The sequence below is a fragment of the Legionella sp. W10-070 genome (assembly GCF_900640175.1).
In the GTDB taxonomy this organism is placed as follows: Bacteria; Pseudomonadota; Gammaproteobacteria; order Legionellales; family Legionellaceae; genus Tatlockia.
Genome location: NZ_CAAAJC010000014.1, coordinates 1 through 18,987 on the forward strand (window position 1 = coordinate 1; position 18,987 = coordinate 18,987).

Consider the following 18,987-nt stretch of genomic DNA (forward strand, 5'->3'; position numbering starts at 1 on the left):
ACACACATAACCCTTATAGTAGATAATGTATGCATTTGATCATAATTTTAAACAAATGTCGATCTGTTTAAATTTTAATCGATCGCTGCTCTAGTAGCTTAGCAACAATCAATTTGGCTTTAAAAATTTTCATTAGTTAATATTTGCTTAAGCTTGGTACTATAAAGTAGTGTCCAGAAATTGTGCTTTATTCTGGGGTTTCAATGGTAAAAGTCGCTGGTAACTATACTTCTTTTGTAGAGAGTGAACTAGGCAAAATTTTCTCTGGATTTGAGGAGATTGTCAGTAAGTATCAAGCGTCATTCAAGACGTTGAATTCTTCTGATGAAGCAACATTATTTGCCAAAGAACAGGTGGAAGCGCTTTCTGCCCTGATTAAGATGGCCAAAGGAATCATACCTCATTTTGATAACGGTAAGACATTAGGGATTGGTACAGCAAAAAGCTTATGGGGCTTGAGAGAGGTTATTGAGAATTCTGTTAAAACCTTGTTTCCTCCGAAGCTTAGTTTAATTCTTTTAGTTAAGCAATCATTGGGCGACTTAATTGCTGAAAGTTTAAAAATTACAGAGGGATACAAGCAATTAGAAAAAAAATCACCTGGATTTATTCAAGAACAGTTTAAAAAAGCATTAAGAAGCGGACTAAGCAATCGAAGGCAGTCTTATCTGGATCTTACTGGTTATAGGGCACTTTTTACAGAAGAGATGGAAGCGCTGGAAAAAGACATTGGAACGCTTATCGATGACTATGATTTTACTCATTATTTTTCTGTTGATGGTAAGAAAGGATTAAAAGTAGACTTAAAAAATTTAGAGAATGACTTTAAAAAGGTTCTTCTTACTCTGAATATCGACTTTGAAGTTAAAATAGCTCATCCACTGTCATATCAATTGATGATGGAAGTTTTGGCTTTAATTGAGCAGGTACCTGAGGAACTGCAAAGCCTTATTTCTTTTTTTAATCCAGATTCTATTACGTTATCTATACCCTTTCTTATAGACATAACGCGTGATGGTTATCGTTATAAAATCGATAATAAAATCGAAATAGATGCTGAGCAATTATATAAGGAATATAAAGGAGAGCGATTTCAGGTATTTCTTGAAAGCCTGGCAAATTATTTTAATGACTATACAGATGCCGATCATGTGCAACAAGAACTTGCTAAAATGGCTCTGCCTCAGCAATTTGTTGATTTAGAGAAGAAACTTATTGACGCACGAATCGAAGAAATCCGGCAGCAACAGCAAGAGGTTAAAGACGTACTTGCCAATAGTGTGAATCTGACTTCTATTGAGAATGCCAGACAGCAACTTAATCAAATTCACGGGTTACTTGAAGAAATAGAGAAAAGGGGTAACTCCTACACAACTGAACCATTTAGCAAATTGCTTCAAGCGCACGCCTCTATTGATAAAATGAATGTTAAGGTTGATTTTGATCTTGAAAAGCCGTTGCCAGCCAGGGTAATTATTAAAACAGAATCAATCTGTGGATTTGGATTTGCACAGGAAATTATTCGTGAAAATTGGAACTGGCAACAGCTAGCGCTTAAGGAATTAAGAGCAGTCGAAGCGCAGTTATCCCTAGAATATAATGAAGCGTTGATTTCCCTACATCTCAAAAATGGTGAAGAACTCTTTTCAAACTTTGAGAAACTGCATGATAATATAAACGATCTGGGGGCAATTGAAGTAATTGAAGATTCGCCTAATAAGCTCGAACAACTTGAAGAGCAATTACAGCGCCTGGCTAAAGACGATGAAGCGTTAACCCAGTTGCAAGCAGAGGCGGAAGCGCAACAAGAATATCTGGCTCAGCTTGTCTCATTCCCGACTTTGCTGAGCGAACACCGAGAACATGCCAAGATAACCAAAGAGGCTGTAAGTAACTGTTATGCTGAAAGTGAGGATAAAATTAAGCAGTGCATGCAGTTAATACCCAAAAAACGACAAGAATTAGCAGAAATAACAAAGCAGTTGACTCTAAGTTTGCAGAAAGAAAAAGAAGCACAAGCTTATGCTGAGATAATGAAATCAGCTAATCCAGAGGTCATCAGAGAACAGTTGATTGCAACTGAAGAAAAAATTAAAGAGGCTGAGGTAAAATTAAATGACTTTAGGGTATTACTGAGTACTAAAAAGGAAAATGGCTATCTGGAACCACGTCCTTTGAGTGAGGATCCGTTACTGAAGTTAGAGGAAGAGCAAGGTTTATTAATCAATAAAATTCAGGAAATTGCAGGAGCTGAAAGCGATATTCTAAGTCTGGTTGTTCAGCAAATGGAGGTGGATTTATTATTTTCTTCAGATTTGAAAATTTCATCGAACATTGAATTGATTTTATCAACAGTAACTAATTTGATGGATACGAAAGGGGAATTGCCAGAAAATATCTTCGAGGAGGCCGAGCTTAAACAAATTCTTCAAGCGTTAGAAGCTTCTAAAGCACTCATACAAACTGCTTTAAATGAAATGGATAAAAGGGGAGATAAGAAGATTAACTTTCCTTTTAAATCAATGGATGAACTTAAAGCGTTACACGATTTAAAGACTATTAAAGGACTAGAGTTAACCGAAAAGGAAAAAGGTTTAGAAATTTTATTAAGATTAGTGGATCAGGAAGAAATATTAGCTGACTGGAAAAAATTAAATAGTTTGATTTTATTTCAAGAAGAGAGACAAAAGCTTACAATTCGCACTGAAGTTTTGAAACTTGACCTTGAAGAAAAAATAAGAGGGTATGCTTATCTGATTGCAAGGCCAAAATTAATTGAAATTCAGGAGTTTTTAGGCAAATTAAAAGTAATCAATTTGGATATTAAATACGAAAAAAATAAGCGTCAAAAATTGGCTGAAGAATGTGAAGAGTTAGCACCTCAGATCAAGGAAAAAGAGGAAAAAATTGCAGAACTAAACCAAACAGCCAGAAATTTAGCGATTAATATCCAGGTTCTTGAAGCGATTAACGCATTGCTTGAAGCAAATAAGGAGTTAAGTGGTACGCTTGACTCTTTAGAAATCAGTACAGCAGAGGAAAAATACGAAGGGTTGCTCGATAATTTATCTGAACTAAAGGAGTTAATGGTCAAATTACCTGCTTCAACTTATGCAGAAACCCTTGAGTCGATTATTTCGCAACAAGCAGCAATTGGTCAGAGGATGTCAAACCTCATTAAAACAGATTTTAAAAATCGATTCGATGCTGTTATTGAGGATGTAGACTCAATAGAATTAGATAATTTAAATATGCGATTGGATGATTACACAAACATAAGCGGGGCAATTGCCCCTGCTTTCCAAAATGTTAATCGTTTGCGAAACAGATTAAAAGAGCTTGCCGAATCAGAAATTGATGTCACTTCCGATAATGAAACAAGTTTAAGGGTAACCCAAAAGGCGCATCAAGATAAGTTATTAGAGAGATATAAAAGAGATCTGGATAAGCAATTAAAATTACTGCCTTCAAAGTATGACGAGAGTCAAGATAATCTGGTGCAATGCAGTGTAGCTTATAACAATGGATCAGCTTATTTGCAAGCGCTTCCTTTAGATAAGCTAAGGGTTTTACCCGATGAGACAAATCAGTCTATTGAAAGTTTGGAAAATGATTTACGGAATCGTATTAAATCATTAAACGAGATCCAGCAAGGCCAAAAGGAGCGATTTGATGCCAGAAAAGAGTTGGCAGAAAAATTTGAATCAGCACTTGACCGTTATCTTGAACAGCGCAAGAAAAAATACCCGGTTAAGGACAGTATCAGTCGAAGTGATTTGATTAAACGAGCGCAATTTATTACTCGGTTACAAAACGAATTGGCAACCTACATTAATACAGGTAATAGTCAGCCGATATTGGAATTAATAACTGCTAATAAAACACAGTTTTGTGGATTGCATCTCCGGCCAATTCTTAACAGGCTAGTAGTGGCAATTAAGGCATTAGATGCCCAAATCCCGCAGGACAAAGCAACTTATATTACGGAAGAAAAAGTAATTCATGATCAAGATTTACATGATGAAGCATTAGCAGTTTTGGAAACGCTTAACGATAGGCCTCAATTTGTTTCGGCAATGAAAAATTTATACGCAAGAATTGAGAAATTAAAAGCCCATGATGGTGATGAAGGAAAAATCGCACAAGACTTGGCAGACTGTTTATGTGCCAGGGCGGATAAGTTTGTCATCGATTCAAGCCAAGCAGACAATTTCTCTGATAAAGAGGCATTTAAGGCATTTCATAGTGATTTCATGACAGAACTGCATAGTCAGGATGATGTAATGAGCGAGGATAAAACATGGAAATCTTTTATTCTCAATCTTGCCATTGGTCTCTGCACGGTTGGGATTGCCTTGGGCATCAAACTTGCTGTGTCCAAGATTTCGACAGGTTATGCTACTTTCTTCGGTGAAACCAGGCTATTTAAGCAAGTGAAAGAAGTAGATGAAGCACTCTTAGATTTGACTGCTGCAGCGCCTGCCGCCTAAAAATTCAATTAGCTGGCAAGGCCGCCTACGCTTGTAAACCAATTTATAGATTAGGAAGAGGGGAGTTAAGCTTAACCTCTCCTGGGTCCGAATAAGTCGCGGGAGGCTGGCTGTAAGGATGAACTGAATATGCCCATAAAAAATAGATACTGCCTAATATCATAATAACTGTATAATTAATCCAGGTTTGAATTAGGTTCTGTGCACTTATCTACTATCTTGGCCAAAAAGCCTTGATTTTCTGTGCTCCGATGCTCACATACTTCTATGTATGCTCCGCTTCGGTGCTCGCCAATCAAGGCTTTTTGATTCAAACTAGCGATAAGTGCACAGAACCTAGGGCGTGTTTTCATTCATTGAAGCGAAAATGTGGGCAGCTGAGCGCCAAAAGCGAATAGCCGGTTTTATTGAACGAATTCATAACTATTTTGGTGCCAATTAATCGCATTTGCAAAGACACGCCATGAAATAAGAGAAGTATTAATGGCTAAAAGACGTCAAAGGGTACCTGCTGAAGCGCAATTTGCAGTGATAGAAAAGTTCAGTCATGATGGTCGCGGTATAGCTCGGATTAATGGGAAAACGACCTTTATCCAGGGTGCATTGCCCAATGAGGAAGTTTCTTTTCAATACACACGAATAAAAAGTGATTTTGATGAAGGGAGAATTCTTTCTGTACTTTCCCCCTCCACATCGCGTGTCGAGCCACATTGCCCGCATTATACGCTGTGTGGCGGATGCTCATTGCAGCATTTAGAGGCTCACTCACAGATTCATGAGAAACAGTTGCTGTTATTAGATCTGCTAAAACGGGTTGGTCATTGTGAACCCCAAACAATCCTGGCACCACTTACAAGTGATAGTTGGCATTACCGTAATAAAGCAAGGCTCAGTGTAAGGTTTGTGGAGAAGAAAAAAAGCAGTCTGGTTGGATTCAGAGAGAAGAATAACGGTCGTTTTATTGCAGAAATTAATCAATGTTCAATTATAAATAAACAGATTGATGAGCAGATATCCAATTTGCGTGCACTTATCGATTCATTCGATAATCCTGATATCATTGCGCAAATTGAGGTGGCTGCTGGCGATCAGGATGTGGCGTTAATTTTTCGCAACCTAAGTGCCCTGAGTGATGCAGATAAAGAGAAACTTCGTGAATTCGGCAAACAGACTAATTTTCGCTTATTTCTCCAACCTGGTGGTGTTCAGAGTGTCGAACTGTTCTACCCCGAAGAGGCATCTGAATTTTTAACCTATACTTTACCAAGGGAGAACCTGGCATTTCAGTTTCATCCGACAGATTTTACACAAGTCAATGCAGGTTTAAATCAACGTATGGTTGCCCTTGCTCTTGATTTGATGGAGTTGACATCCGACGATGTAGTGCTGGATTTGTTTTGTGGTTTAGGTAATTTTTCATTACCCCTCGCCAAATATTGCGCCAAGGTAGTTGGCATAGAGGGTAGTGAAGCAATGGTAGAGAGAGCCTATATGAATGCTAAGGCAAATGCTCTGACTAATGTGGAATTTTTTTGCGCCAATCTTGAAAAAATTGAAGAAGTACATTCTAAGTTGACCCCTTACAGTTTTACCAAGATGCTCCTTGACCCACCACGCTCTGGGGCATTGGAAATAGTAAAACACATCGATAGATATGATCCCAGGCTAATTGTTTACGTTTCATGCAATCCGGCTACTTTGGCAAGGGATAGTGATATTCTGGTAAACCACAAGGGGTATAAATTAATAGCTGCTGGTGTTATGGATATGTTCCCACATACTGCTCATGTTGAATCCATTGCTTTATTTAAAAAAGGATAAACAACAATGGTCAAAGTTAAAGAAAATACTCCCTGGGCTGCTGATGGTACCATTGATGTCGAGCAGTGGTTACATCAGTTAGGAAGCAAAGGCTATTTTCAGGATCTGGGACTAATTCGTCATGCCTGTAATTTAAGCCAGCTGGCAGGGCAGGAGCATGCCACAGAAACAGGTGTTTCCTGTTTGCAGCAAGGATTGTCAATGGCTGATGTGTTAGCTGACCTGGAGGTTGACCAGGAAACTTTGGCTGCTGCAATAGTCTTTGAAAGCGTTCACTATGCTGAATTATCATTAGATGATGTAGAAGAACAATTAGGCAACTCTATTGCCAAACTGGTCAGGGGTATTGAAAAAATGAGTGCCATGCACAATTTGCAGGCACTTAACAAATATCCTCAGAATAAACATCAGATTGATAACATCCGTAAAATGCTGTTAGCGATGGTTGATGATGTACGCGTTGTACTCATTAAATTGGCAGAGCGACTCTGTGTGTTACGTACTGCATCTCAGCTTCCAGAAGCTATACGGCAACAAATTGCTACAGAAGCGATGGAAATTTATGCCCCTTTGGCAAACCGTTTGGGGATTGGTGCAATTAAATGGGAGATGGAGGATCTGGCATTTCGCTACTTGCATCCAGACGATTATAAAGCGATAGCCAAGGGGTTAAAAGCTAAGCGTCTTGAACGTGATCGCTATGTGGATTTTATTGTCGAGGAGCTAAATAATCGAATCAAGGCGGCAGGTATTCACCATTTTGCTGTTTATGGACGGTCGAAGCATATTCATAGCATCTATCGCAAAATGACACGTAAAAATGTATCCCTTGAAGAGATCTATGATGCGACAGCAGTAAGAATCCTGGTAGAAACCCAGGAGCAATGCTACGAAGTGTTGAGTATGGTTCATTCTCTCTGGAAGCAGATTCCTGCTGAGTTTGATGATTATATTACTAACCCTAAGGCCAATGGTTACCAATCATTGCATTCTGCGGTGGAGGGGCCTGAAGGGCGCGTTTTCGAGGTTCAGATTCGGACTTTTCAAATGCATGATCTTGCTGAAATGGGGGTTGCCGCTCATTGGAAATACAAAGAAGGTGGTTTAACCCATAAAGAAAGTCATGAGCGCAAAATTGAATGGTTGCGGGATGTATTGGCCTGGCATCGGGAAATGGCGACCTCCAGTGGTGTTTCTGAAGCGATAGAAACTGAATTTCTCGAGGATCGGGTATATGTTTTCACACCAGATGGTGATGTGCTGGACTTGCCTCAGGGGGTTACTCCTTTGGATTTTGCTTATCATGTTCACAGTCAGGTAGGCCATCGTTGCCGTGGAGCCAAGGTTAATGGCTCTATTGTTCCTTTAACCTATCAATTAAAAACGGGTGATAAAGTTGAAGTGTTAACTGGCAAGAACGAGCGTCCCTCAAGAGACTGGATTAATCCTCACCTGAGTTATTTAAAAACATCTCGTGCTAAAGCGAAGGTTTTGCATTGGTTCAAAATGCAGGATTATGATAAAAACAGGAATGATGGCTTTGATATTCTTGATAAAGAGTTAAAGAACCTTGGTATTAAAACCGAGCGTCTGAGCGAGGTACTTGCTACTTTTAATTTTAAACGCCTGGATGATTTATATGCGGCCCTTGGGCGGGGTGATATTAAGTTAGGCCAACTGCTTAATAAGTTGTCTCCCGCTGAGGCAGAGTCTGCTACCATTCAAAATATTGTAAAGCCTTTGGTCAAGCCAGAAATCACAGGGAGCGATTTACGTATTGAGGGGGTAGGAAATCTTCTGACCCATATGGCACGTTGCTGCCAACCCGTGCCCGGTGATGAAGTAGTGGGGTATATTACGGTAGGCAGGGGAGTCTCTGTCCACAAGCAAGACTGTCCTAATATCATTCATGCAGGCGAGAAGCAGCGACAACGTTTTTTACAAGTCAGCTGGGGAAATTCCACCAAAGAGCATTATGCAGTAGATATACTTATTAAAGCGTTTGACCGCTCAGGTCTTTTAAGGGACGTTACCTCCTTACTTGCCAATGAAAGGGCGCATGTTTACGCACTTCAAACCCAATGTAATAAACAGGATAATACCGCTTTTATTAAATTGACTGTTGAAATCGACGGCTTGAACAGCCTGTCACGATTATTAAGCAAAATAGAGCAAGTCCCTAACGTATTAGAAGCAAGACGTCAGGTCTAGTACTCGGTTTCTGAAAATTGTTAGAGTCTGTTGACATTTCAACTTAAACTGCCCACTTCCCGCGCTTTATGCGCGGGATCTACGCAAACCACACGAAACTGACCATCCTCTTGACAAGGTTTGAGAGTAGATACCGCGCATAAAGCGCGGAACGTAGGCTCTGGCTCCAATTGTCAACAAACCCTGGATATTGGTAAGAAAAAGGCATATTTTCAAAAAATAGAATATGCTAATAGATACCGATGTTGACAAGGACCGGTTAATGAAAAAAAGGGTGCTGCTGATTGCAATTACTTTATTATTAGATAGCAATCTTATCATGGCGGCGAATAATAATACAGATAGGGAGATTAAAGAACTTGTTCGTTTTCTCATTTCAGATAAGTTACTGACACCAGGTAAGGGTTCTCAGTTAATCCCTTTAAGTTATTATGTAGGTGATAGTGAGGATGTTGCCCGCTATTTTGGTGATTATATTTGTGCTGCTGATGATACCTGTTCTGTCATTGATAGCTTATATGTAAGTCCTTACTCATTCTTAGCCAGTCCCTATGTTATCTTAGGTCGCGGCCTTCCACCCCAACAAGGGAGTGTGCAGGAATGGTTTCAAGCACAGGCCCAAATTGAACGTACTAATTTGAAGTATGGTATGGATATTTATCAGGCATCTACCTGGCAAATTGCGCTGGCGCTGGCAGCCAGGAATGATTATTTGAGCTTGGGCACTGCCCAGGGATTAATAGCAAATCAACTGCAGTCGATCTTAAATCCAGCCAATAGGGCAACAAGTACTTTATTCAGTTATGGTTATCAACAACCGGTTAATAATCCGCGGAAGGCATTCGTTTTTCGCTCTATTGCAACTGATTATTACAATAAAGATCCCTTTTTTCGAGGCAGGTATCAGAATTTCATCAGTTGGGATTATGATCCTTATCATTTAGCACAGAATGATCCTGAAAATCATCCTGCGGATTTTTTTAAATATGTGACTACCTGGCCTGACTGGCAACCATTAACTGGGGAAAACGCCTGGGCTCAGCTTATCGGCCCTCTTCAAGCTGAATATCTATTGACAGAAGGAAGGATCACAGCAAACTCATTGCCACTTATCAATGCTATAAATAGCCTTCATGCATTCTCTGCGATGCAAACTGGAATTGGTGCATTTTATTATGCCCCCGGCGGCACATTAGGTAGTCAAGGATTGCTTCCTGTAGGAGAAATTTCCTTGGAAGATAATTTTTCCATGCTGGCTGGGCTGCAAATTTTGAAAAATATACTTGAGCGTGTTGAACAAAGCCCGATAGTGATTGAAGCGTTAAATACCATCCATATTATGTTAAATGGCGGCATGACTGTGAATGGTTATGAAACGCTTGGTTTGCTGAGTTTTCTTTATAATGGGGCTTTCTCTACATCAAAAAGTGTATTTTATACCCGCGGCATCGCTGATATGCCTTCGTCTCAAAATGACTGGGATCCCGATATTTCTGATGAATTAAGTGCAATGTCTGTAAAGGTGAATCTATGGGGTATCGCAGCTTTAGGCGCAGAGACAGTTGATAACTGGTATGGAGAAGGCACTGCCCTTAATATTTGGCGAGTTGTTCGCAGGCAAGGAGGGTATTTTGAAAATGATCATTTATGGGGGGTAGGTTATACATTGAACAATAATGCCAATTTCCAACCTGAACATGTTATCTCAACCGATAATACCGCCAGTGCAATTAATACATTGCATATGTTAATTGATTATTATTCCCAAAGAGAAGTTGATACTACCGAGTTAGAAGCTGATTTGGGCAGTATGCAGAGCAATATCAGTCGTTTACGTAATGATGAATATCTCAATACGCCATTTTTTGGCGCAACGCCTAAAGAATTTTTTGTGGTATTACCTCCGGAGAATGGACAGGCATACCTTTATTCAAGCCGGCGTTTGGCGCTTGCCTCTTTGTGGAATGCGAACACCTTATCGGCAACCAGTTCGACCTCCTGGTTATTGATTAATAAATTCTTTTTTAATCCTTTTCAATATCAGGGAAAACACTCAGGAGAAGATTATCTCACGCCAGCAAGCATTGATATCTTTCTGAATAATAATCAACCTAAAGGGCGGGCATTACCAAGAACGTTAAGGGTAAAATTTACTGCCGGTAATTTGGGAAATATTAAAAAATTAATTCTAAGTTATAATCTTGATGGTTCACAATCGAGCTGGGTTGTTGCGGCTGTGGCTGAAAGGCAGCAAGGAGTAGCCTCTTTACCTGGAGGAGCAAGAGCCATACTTGTCAGTTTTTATAATGGCGGATGGGCTGAGGCCTGCCAGATTGAGCCTGCTGAAAAAATATGCAAGGATGCTGCCTGTATGACCACTTTCACCATCAGAGCTCGCTGGAACTCTGATGGAAAAGGGCAGTGTGATTTAATCGATTGATTTGTATATTTTCTCTCTGCTTTATAAAACTCACTGAATTTGCCATTACCAACAAGTATGCCTGCTAACTCGAACAGCTCATCATGGTTTTTTGGTTCTCAGTATATTCATTTATATAGCGCTCACACTCCTTTTGCTCATCCAGAGGTACTGGAATAGGTATCTCTTCATCCGAAGATATAATTTTGTTAAGTTCATCGATGGTTGCTTTGAAGGATGGCATGCCCACTAATTTGGAATTAGCATCAGCATTAAAGTGAATCTTCCTTGCTTTAAATGTACGCCAATAATAAGCATTGTTTAAAAAAGAATTCCCTTGTACCCGCTCAATTTCGACTGCAGCCAGTATATTTTGGGGGAGAATGGTTTTATCGGTAATGATTTCTTTAACCCATCCTAGTCTCACTGCTCCAATTATCTCCTGTTTTGTGAGTGTCTTAACCCCATGATCGAAGACATCAAATCCATTTTCCATATAAACAAGATAAATATAAGTATTTTTAATTTTTTTGAAAGGAAAGAAAGCTGCCGATTTAAAGTTATCGGATGCGCAGATAACATTTTTTTCATCGGAGACAAAAGGTGAGGTGACACGATTTTTACCATTGGAGCGAGGTTTAAGCCCCTCGGAAAATATAACGTCAGGTTTTCTGCTATCACCGCGAAAGCAAAGCTTTTCGAGAGGTTTTTCAGTATAGCTTTTAGTGTCCACCCTTACAGGGGTGAGTAGCAGGTCAATGTTCATGCCTAATTTTTTTGCCAAAAGAATATAACATTCGTCCGTTAATTTATCTTTAGTATTCATATCTCTAAAGGAGTTTCGCATTCTTTCCAGACGTAAAAGGATACATTTCTTTAATATCTCTTTATGGTCCGAAGTTAAATCTCCATCTTTAATGTTTTTCTGTAAGTAATTATAGATCGCTGTTAACTGTATAATTCCTTTTGATGCATCAAATCCGCTACTGTTTTTAGTAAAAAAGCCAGCTAATTTTCTTACCTTACCTTTTCTTTTATGATAGTTATCAATAATCTCTTTAATATCTTTGATGTTCATTGGTGACTTTATATTAACTGCTTGTGATTAAAATATACACAAATTTCCTTAAGAAAATATGAATTCAGAGTGAACGAATTGTATTTAGAGTTTTCTAAAGTCATTGTGGAAGTTGGATTTGTCCCTTTCTACTTAAGTCAATAACTATCATTAATTGACATATATTTTTTCATGAGCTGGACAATAAAAATAACAAACAAAGCCGCTAGCCAACTTACGTCTATTGTTGGGAAGTTGTCGATAAACAAATAAAAATTGTTGAGGTATATTATGTCGGAACACATGAAAAAGCCCCATCTTGAAGATATTGCTTTAGCTTTGACCAAAGCTTGTCATTGAGCATCAGTCTAGCCATAGCAAACTCGTTTTTATTTTGATGTTAGAATCATTGAATTACGATTTTTCTTATAAATCAATTGGATAGGTGGGTTTGTCGAGTTCATCTTTAATTCGATCATTTTCTGGATACCGCGAACAAGTCGCAGCACGTAGGCCGTGGGAATGAATTGTAAGCACACCTTAAAAAGACTATTACAATTATTTTTAGGGTTATTTAAAAGTGAAGTGATCCATTTGCACTCATATCCTTATTTTCCCCGAAGATGCCTAAGTCCAAGCATTCTTGAAGTAAATTGGGTTTAAGGATATCCGACTAAAAAACTTAATCTAGAAGACTTGACTGGTGAACAAAAGACGATTCCCAGTAACCTTTAATACTAATCCATATCGTGTAGATACTACAGTCGCAGGGTAAACGCATCTAAAAGAAAGATATATAACCAAAATGTCTGCGCTCCAATCTTTATGCATATAATCTATGTGCTTGCTTTGGTACAAATCATATGGATACCGTGCATAAAGCACGGCAAGTAGGCAAGATGAAGCAAATTTATGTTCAAAGAGTAGATGCGTTTACCCTGCTATAGTCGTAATTTAACAAATTGGGCTTCACTCCTTAAATTACAACTGTAGTTCTAGGTTCTGTGCACTTATCGCTAGCTTGAATTAAAAAGCCTTGATTGGCGAGCATCGAAGCGGAGCATACATAGAAGTATGTGAGCATCGGAGCGCAGAAAATCGAGGCTTTTTGGCCAAGATAGTAGATAAGTGCACAGAATCTAATATCTATTGAGTCAATACGGAGGTAACTTCAATTACACCTGCTGTACTACTTGCTTTCAAGTCAGGATTGTACATGGACTCAGCAAAAATTGGCGGCACCGTATATTCTCCGATATTAGTTGCTTTTATCCGATAATGAAGTTGTCTGACCCTTGGTTCAATGCTGGTAAAAAATACAATGCGATCTTCCCGTATATCCACGTAATCGATACTCTCAGCACTCACTGAATCCTGTACTACTTCAAATCCGCCAGGTAATAAATCAACAATAGCCACATTATCAAGGTAAAGATCGTCCAACGACCGTACCTGAATATGAACTTCAACTTCACTGCCAAGAGGGATAGCCTTAATCTTATTGCCTTGACTATCACGATACTCACGATAGATTGTCAAACCTTGTTTTATTTCTTTTTCAGGCAGTTCTTTATCAAAGCCTGCCTCAATTAATTGATAAAAATACGTTTGCTTATTGAGATTATCGTAAGTGATTTGTCTGGCCTCCTCATCAATACTTACTTTTCCGTAAGCGTTATCGAACGTTGCCAGTAATTTTTGACTGTTATCAGCAAGTAGCTCACTGATTGAGAAACCTTTTGCTTTATCCATCGGTGTTACCTCTCCATAGGCACCCAGCGCCAAGCTAATGTAACCGGAAAAAATGGTATTCATTTGCTCAGTATTGATGGCCGATATTAATTGCATTACTAGCGAAGGACCAACGGTTGGCAAATAATCAGGAAAATGGCGTGCAATTAAATATAAATATTGCGCATTGGCACTATTGTTATCATAAAAATTCATCGAAACTTGATCTTTGCTGCGTATTTTATATTGCCTGATTAATTGATTGGCAACCCTGTCACTTTTTAATAGTTGATAAGTTGCGGCAATATAGGCGCCTGCAATGTCTTGTTGCCAGGATTTTGGAAAGTGATTTTCTAAATATAATTGTAGGTTAGTCAGATAATTGGTAGTAACAATTTCGTTTCGCGTCAGAATATAAATAGCATAGGCCTGGATTCGAGCAGCTTCTAATGAAGTCGGGTTTTGCGCAGACAAGTCTCGAAGGTAACCAAGTCCCAGACTAAACATTTCGCCAGGTACATTATAACCTTGCATTTTTGCCTCTGTTAAAAATTGCATGGCATAAACAGAAGCGAAATTATTACTATAGCTATCACCAGTCCCTGGCCAATAACTAAAGCTACCGTTTGACATTTGGCGCTGTCCGATGAGTCTAATAGTCGTTAGAATTTTTTCATTAATTTGCGGTTGTTCATTGGCAAACCAGGGTTGTCTGCTCATGGCTAATAATGGCAATGCTTTGCTGGTTAGCTGCTCAGTACAGCCATAAGGAAAATTCTCAAGATATCGCTGTAAACCGGGCAGCAAAATAAGCGGACTTGAGGAGATAGAAGCATCTACTTTCCGATAGTCAGGATACAATCTACGTTCGATAGGCAATGTTTTACTGGCGTTACTACTGCCGCTAGTGATTGATGTTATATAAGTTGTTGCAGGGCGAATACTAAGCGTTGTGTCCATGGTACTGGATTTTTCTTCAGTATTCGCAATGATTGTAACCTTGGCTGATCCTAAAGAAGCGTTGGCTTTTAATTTAAACCGGACAGTCTTCTCCTGTCCTTCACTGATAGTTAACGATTCATTGGCAGATCCAATGATCTCCAGATCAGGTGTCACATTAAGCTGAACAGCGATTTTTGCATCAGTACCAGAGCCAGTTACGTTATTAGCAATACTGGCTGATATTTCAAATATATCACCAGGCGCAATGAAGGTAGGAACATTGGGATTGATTACAAAATTACCGCGAATCTCGGATTTTTTATCCCTCGACCCTACCGCATTATCAGCTACGGCAACAGCCATCACTTTTAATGTCCCATTAAAATAATCGGGAATATTATAAACTAACTGGCGCGGAGTTGAGTCGGTATCAACAATACCAGACCAATAAGCTACTGGTAAATCAGTTTTTCGTTTAAAGGGATTAAGATGTTTCGACAATAAGGCTTCCCCTCCGTCTCCACCCACAGCGGAAAGCTCTCTTTCTCTGATAAACTGCGGCAAAATCTGATCAACAGTTTGTTGTGTTAACACCTCCAGGGCTTTTTTCTGGAAGAAAAAAGCAAGTGGATCAGGGGCTGCATAATTAGCGACTTGCAATATTCCTTCATCGACTGCAAAGATAATGATTTTTCCTGGTTTATCGCTACTGTATTCAATGGAGAAGGGTTCTCCGGGATGGGCTAAACTGGCGGTGTTTAAATTGATATTAATGTTATGCTTCTCATCATCCACTTTAAACGCAGCGATGCTGTAGCTTAGCGGGCTGATGAAAATGTCCGGTGAACTCCAGTCACGAACAAATGTCACGTTGACATAACCATTGCCTTGAAAATCTTCAGGAATATGAATTCGCTGTGTGGAACTGGTAGCACTGGTTTTAAACCATTGGACTGAATAGAGTTTGTCACGTTCGATGGTGATTAATCCTGAGCCAGTATAGGGGGCTGTAATTTGCAACTCGATATCATCGCCAGCATGATATTCAATCTTGTTTAATTTTATATTCAACTCAGCATTGTGGGCGAGAGGCTGTTGACTATCCCCCACAATACTAAATTTAAACTGGCTTAACTCCGTATTGTTTTGATCTAAAATTTTAACTGAGAAATCACCAATTTGCTGAGTAGGTAATGCAAAATCAGTTCCTTGCTCGTTAACATTAAAGGGTTGAGTATTAATTACTGTTGTTTGAATTACCGATTGATATTCATAGGTGCCATTTGGTTTTTTAACCAATGTCGTTATGGGGTGTAAAGAAAGTAGCTGTAATCTTAAATCCGCTACTGTTTGTTGGTTTAGTTGTGGGTTAACCGCGATAAAATTCACATTTCGCTGGCTATTTTGTTTTACATAGTTTAAATCACCGTTTGGCTTGTAACCTATAAAATAGGGTAGAGGACTGACCAATGCAGTTGATTGAGTCATTACACTGCGTCCGCTTTCTGCTTCAAAACCTTCAGCAAAGAAAGTGAGACGATAGGTTGCTTTATCGAAACGCTCAAGATTTAAATCGAAGGTGGCTTCTCCTTGTTCATTAGTTTTGACATCAGCCAGGGTATCACTAAACACCTTGGCTGGCTTGTCGGAGGAAGTCAGCGGGTCAGCAAAAATATAATCAGGATATTTATTAAATTCGACACGTTGGGGCGCAAGCAGAATTTTTCCACCCACTCGTCGATTGGCAGCAGGTGCGCCATATAAATTCCACAATTGAATATTTGCATGAAGGTTAGCTGGTGAAATCCAACCTTCTGCAGGTCCTTGAGAAAAATTTGATTTAATCCGCATTCGATCGGGCTGAAACTCAGCAACGCGTATGGAGGTTGAGCCTAAGAAACTCTCAGGGTGTTTATCTTTGACAAGGTACAGGTTAACAAAATATTGGCCGGTTGGTGAATCGGGATTGGTTTGAAAATCAAAACTCAGATAACCTGTAGCATCCAGAGTGAATTTATGATCTTCAATAGTGGTCCCGCGAGGATCAGTCACTGTTGCTTCAACCATTAACCCTGGAGTCTGGGGCTGGAGGTAGGCTTGCTTGATAATCGCACCAAGATGTACCAAGTCACCAGGGCGATAGAGTCCTCTATCAGAAAAAAGATAAGCACTTAAACTATACTGCTCTGGATTTGTGTATAGACCCCCCACATCATAGCGGGAGTAGTTTAACTGCCGGTTAAAATTATTGTAAGGAATAAAGGATACATCATCATTAAGATTTGCCAGGTAAACAACAGGCTCACGCTCGTCGACAAAGTCACTTAATGAAGGAAAACTGGCATGCCCTTGTTCGTCTGTGGCGTAAGTTAAGAGTGGGAGGCCATTTTTTCCCAGGACAGTTACCTTAACATGGGGTACTGGAGTGCCCTTGGTGATTGATTGCACAAATACATCATGACTGCCGTTACGATTATCCTTAACAATCATGCCTAAATCAGTGATTAAAATTAATCGATTTGCTTTAATATCCTCTAAAGGAAGATTATTCTCGATATCCCAGCCTCTGGCCTGTAGTAAAAATAAACCTTGTGGTCCTCCGGTATTGGTTGCAGCAGATAAATATTTAGCAAAATCAAGTGCGGTATACTGCGGCCTGGTAAAGTCAGAAGCAGCAAATTGCTGTACTTCAGAGAATATCTGGCTGATATTCTGCTCGTTGAAACTCTGGTTTATAAAGTAAGGATTATTGAAATCTCCTTGAGTCTGAGTGACTAAGTGATTTATATTTGCGGGTAAAATGCGAGCGAAATCAAACTTTACCGCAGCCAATCCCTGTACAAGAACCGATAATTTTTTTTCACCGCTTAAAGCGAGCAATGCCCCTTTATGAATAAAACTGATTTCTTTAGGATATTCCGGCACTTTTATAATTGCGGCATAATCATTACTTAAAATAAAGTCCCCAAATCCACGCATTCCTTTATCTAGTTTCAGGTAAATATAACGCGGGGTCTGCGCCGTAAATTTATAACTATGCAACGTCGCATAATTACGGTCAGCCGGAATTGCTTGTAATGGAAGAGGGGTCGCAAGTGTTAATATATTTGCTGTAACCTCTCCAGGGTTTTGCCAATCGTAATTCTTTTTTTCACTCTCATAGGTGGTTGCCGGATAATTTTGTGGCAATAAATAAACATGAAGCGATTTCTTAAGCTGCGCCTCTGTAACGCCAAGCGTGGTTTCCAAGGCTAACACTTGTTCTGGTCTATCCTGTTCATTACGGACAATTGAAGCGGTAGCTGTAGTAACTTTAAAGTAATTTGCAATGTCAGGGATAAAGAGATTTTTTGTTATTTTAGTGCTTGTTTTACCGGGGCCTGTTGATGCTTTGATGCCTTCATTTAGTGTTATAACCAGGTAACGAGGCACTTCTAATAAGGAAAGTGGTTCAGAATGAAGGTAGGCTATACGCTTATTTTGATCATAAGTCAGATTAAATTTAAAAGGCTGTGCTTTAACGCCTGTCTTGGCTTCAATGCTTTGCAATGACAAAGACGTTTTGTTTTCAAGACTGCCGGGATCCACAGGAAAATTAAAGCTGATAGTTGCAATCGCTTCTCGGTGTTTTGCATTAACCGGATCCTGATAAAATTTAAATTCAGTAATTTTTGCTTCAAAAGGTTGGGTTGAAAAAGAGTAAGTATGACCCTCCATTATTGCATCAGATACAAAAAAATTTTTCTCAAAATGAATATTATAAGATTGTCCCGCAGGCCAATCTGTTGCTGGAGTGAAGATTAAGCGGCTATCATTGTCCCATACCCATTTACCTTCTATAGAAGGGGTGATTGTTACTCCTTTATGAACCTCCTGACCAATTTGGTTTAAGGGTGCAACTGATTTAGGTGTAAAGTTATTTTCAGGATTCGCTTGAGGCTGGCTAATTCCAAAATTAATAATAAGGGGCTCGGGCTTCAGTTTATCGTCTTCAACAAGGCTCGGTTTGGGTGCGCTAATAAGGGCTGTTATCAGTTGAGGTTTAGGGAGGTTTTTATACCAGTAATAGCTATATCCAATGGCAGTAGAGAACAATAGAAAACCGGCAATACTTGACCAAAACATTCCTGGTCTGGTAATAGCTTGACGACGAACCCAGACTGTCCAAGGGGGACTTGTCCAGTTAAGGCGTCCAAATAGCAGGATAAAAAAAGCGCTAATGGTGGAGTAAATTGGTTTTTTGCTCATATTTTATCCGGGTTAGCCTTGACATGGATCGGATGTGGTCATAGAGTAACTTTCTATAAGCCTGCCAT

At 39.4% G+C, this 18,987-nt stretch carries 6 protein-coding genes; 4 read left to right on the top strand and 2 right to left on the bottom strand.

All coding sequences use genetic code 11. The features are described from left to right. Positions 1 to 203: 203 nt before the first annotated feature. The 4 genes from E1O65_RS07490 (at position 204) to E1O65_RS07505 (ending at position 10,962) form a co-directional block, all read left to right on the top strand. Positions 204 to 4,490 carry a hypothetical protein gene (locus tag E1O65_RS07490; RefSeq protein WP_133132982.1) on the top strand — a complete coding sequence of 1,429 codons (4,287 nt, stop codon included), beginning with the start codon at positions 204 to 206 and terminating at the stop codon, positions 4,488 to 4,490. Between the two features lie 483 nt (positions 4,491 to 4,973). Next, a complete protein-coding gene (gene rlmD / locus E1O65_RS07495; RefSeq protein ID WP_133132983.1) occupies positions 4,974 to 6,311 on the top strand; it encodes a 23S rRNA (uracil(1939)-C(5))-methyltransferase RlmD in 1,338 nt (445 codons plus the stop codon). 6 nt (positions 6,312 to 6,317) lie between these two features. After that, positions 6,318 to 8,522 (top strand): GTP diphosphokinase, encoded by a 2,205-nt coding sequence (relA, locus tag E1O65_RS07500; RefSeq protein ID WP_133132984.1) that lies wholly within the window; start codon positions 6,318 to 6,320, stop codon positions 8,520 to 8,522. A 262-nt stretch (positions 8,523 to 8,784) separates the two neighbouring features. Next, a complete protein-coding gene (locus E1O65_RS07505) occupies positions 8,785 to 10,962 on the top strand; it encodes a hypothetical protein (protein WP_133132985.1) in 2,178 nt (725 codons plus the stop codon). A 64-nt stretch (positions 10,963 to 11,026) separates the two neighbouring features. Here the strand turns inward: E1O65_RS07505 and E1O65_RS07510 are convergent, their stop codons facing one another. Together E1O65_RS07510 and E1O65_RS07520 are read right to left on the bottom strand one after the other, a co-directional pair. Then, positions 11,027 to 12,019, bottom strand: coding sequence for a hypothetical protein (locus E1O65_RS07510; protein WP_133132986.1), 993 nt, complete (start codon positions 12,017 to 12,019; stop codon positions 11,027 to 11,029). A 1,125-nt stretch (positions 12,020 to 13,144) separates the two neighbouring features. Then, complete coding sequence (locus E1O65_RS07520; protein WP_133132987.1) at positions 13,145 to 18,919, bottom strand: alpha-2-macroglobulin; 5,775 nt, start codon at positions 18,917 to 18,919, stop codon at positions 13,145 to 13,147. Positions 18,920 to 18,987 lie beyond the last annotated feature (68 nt).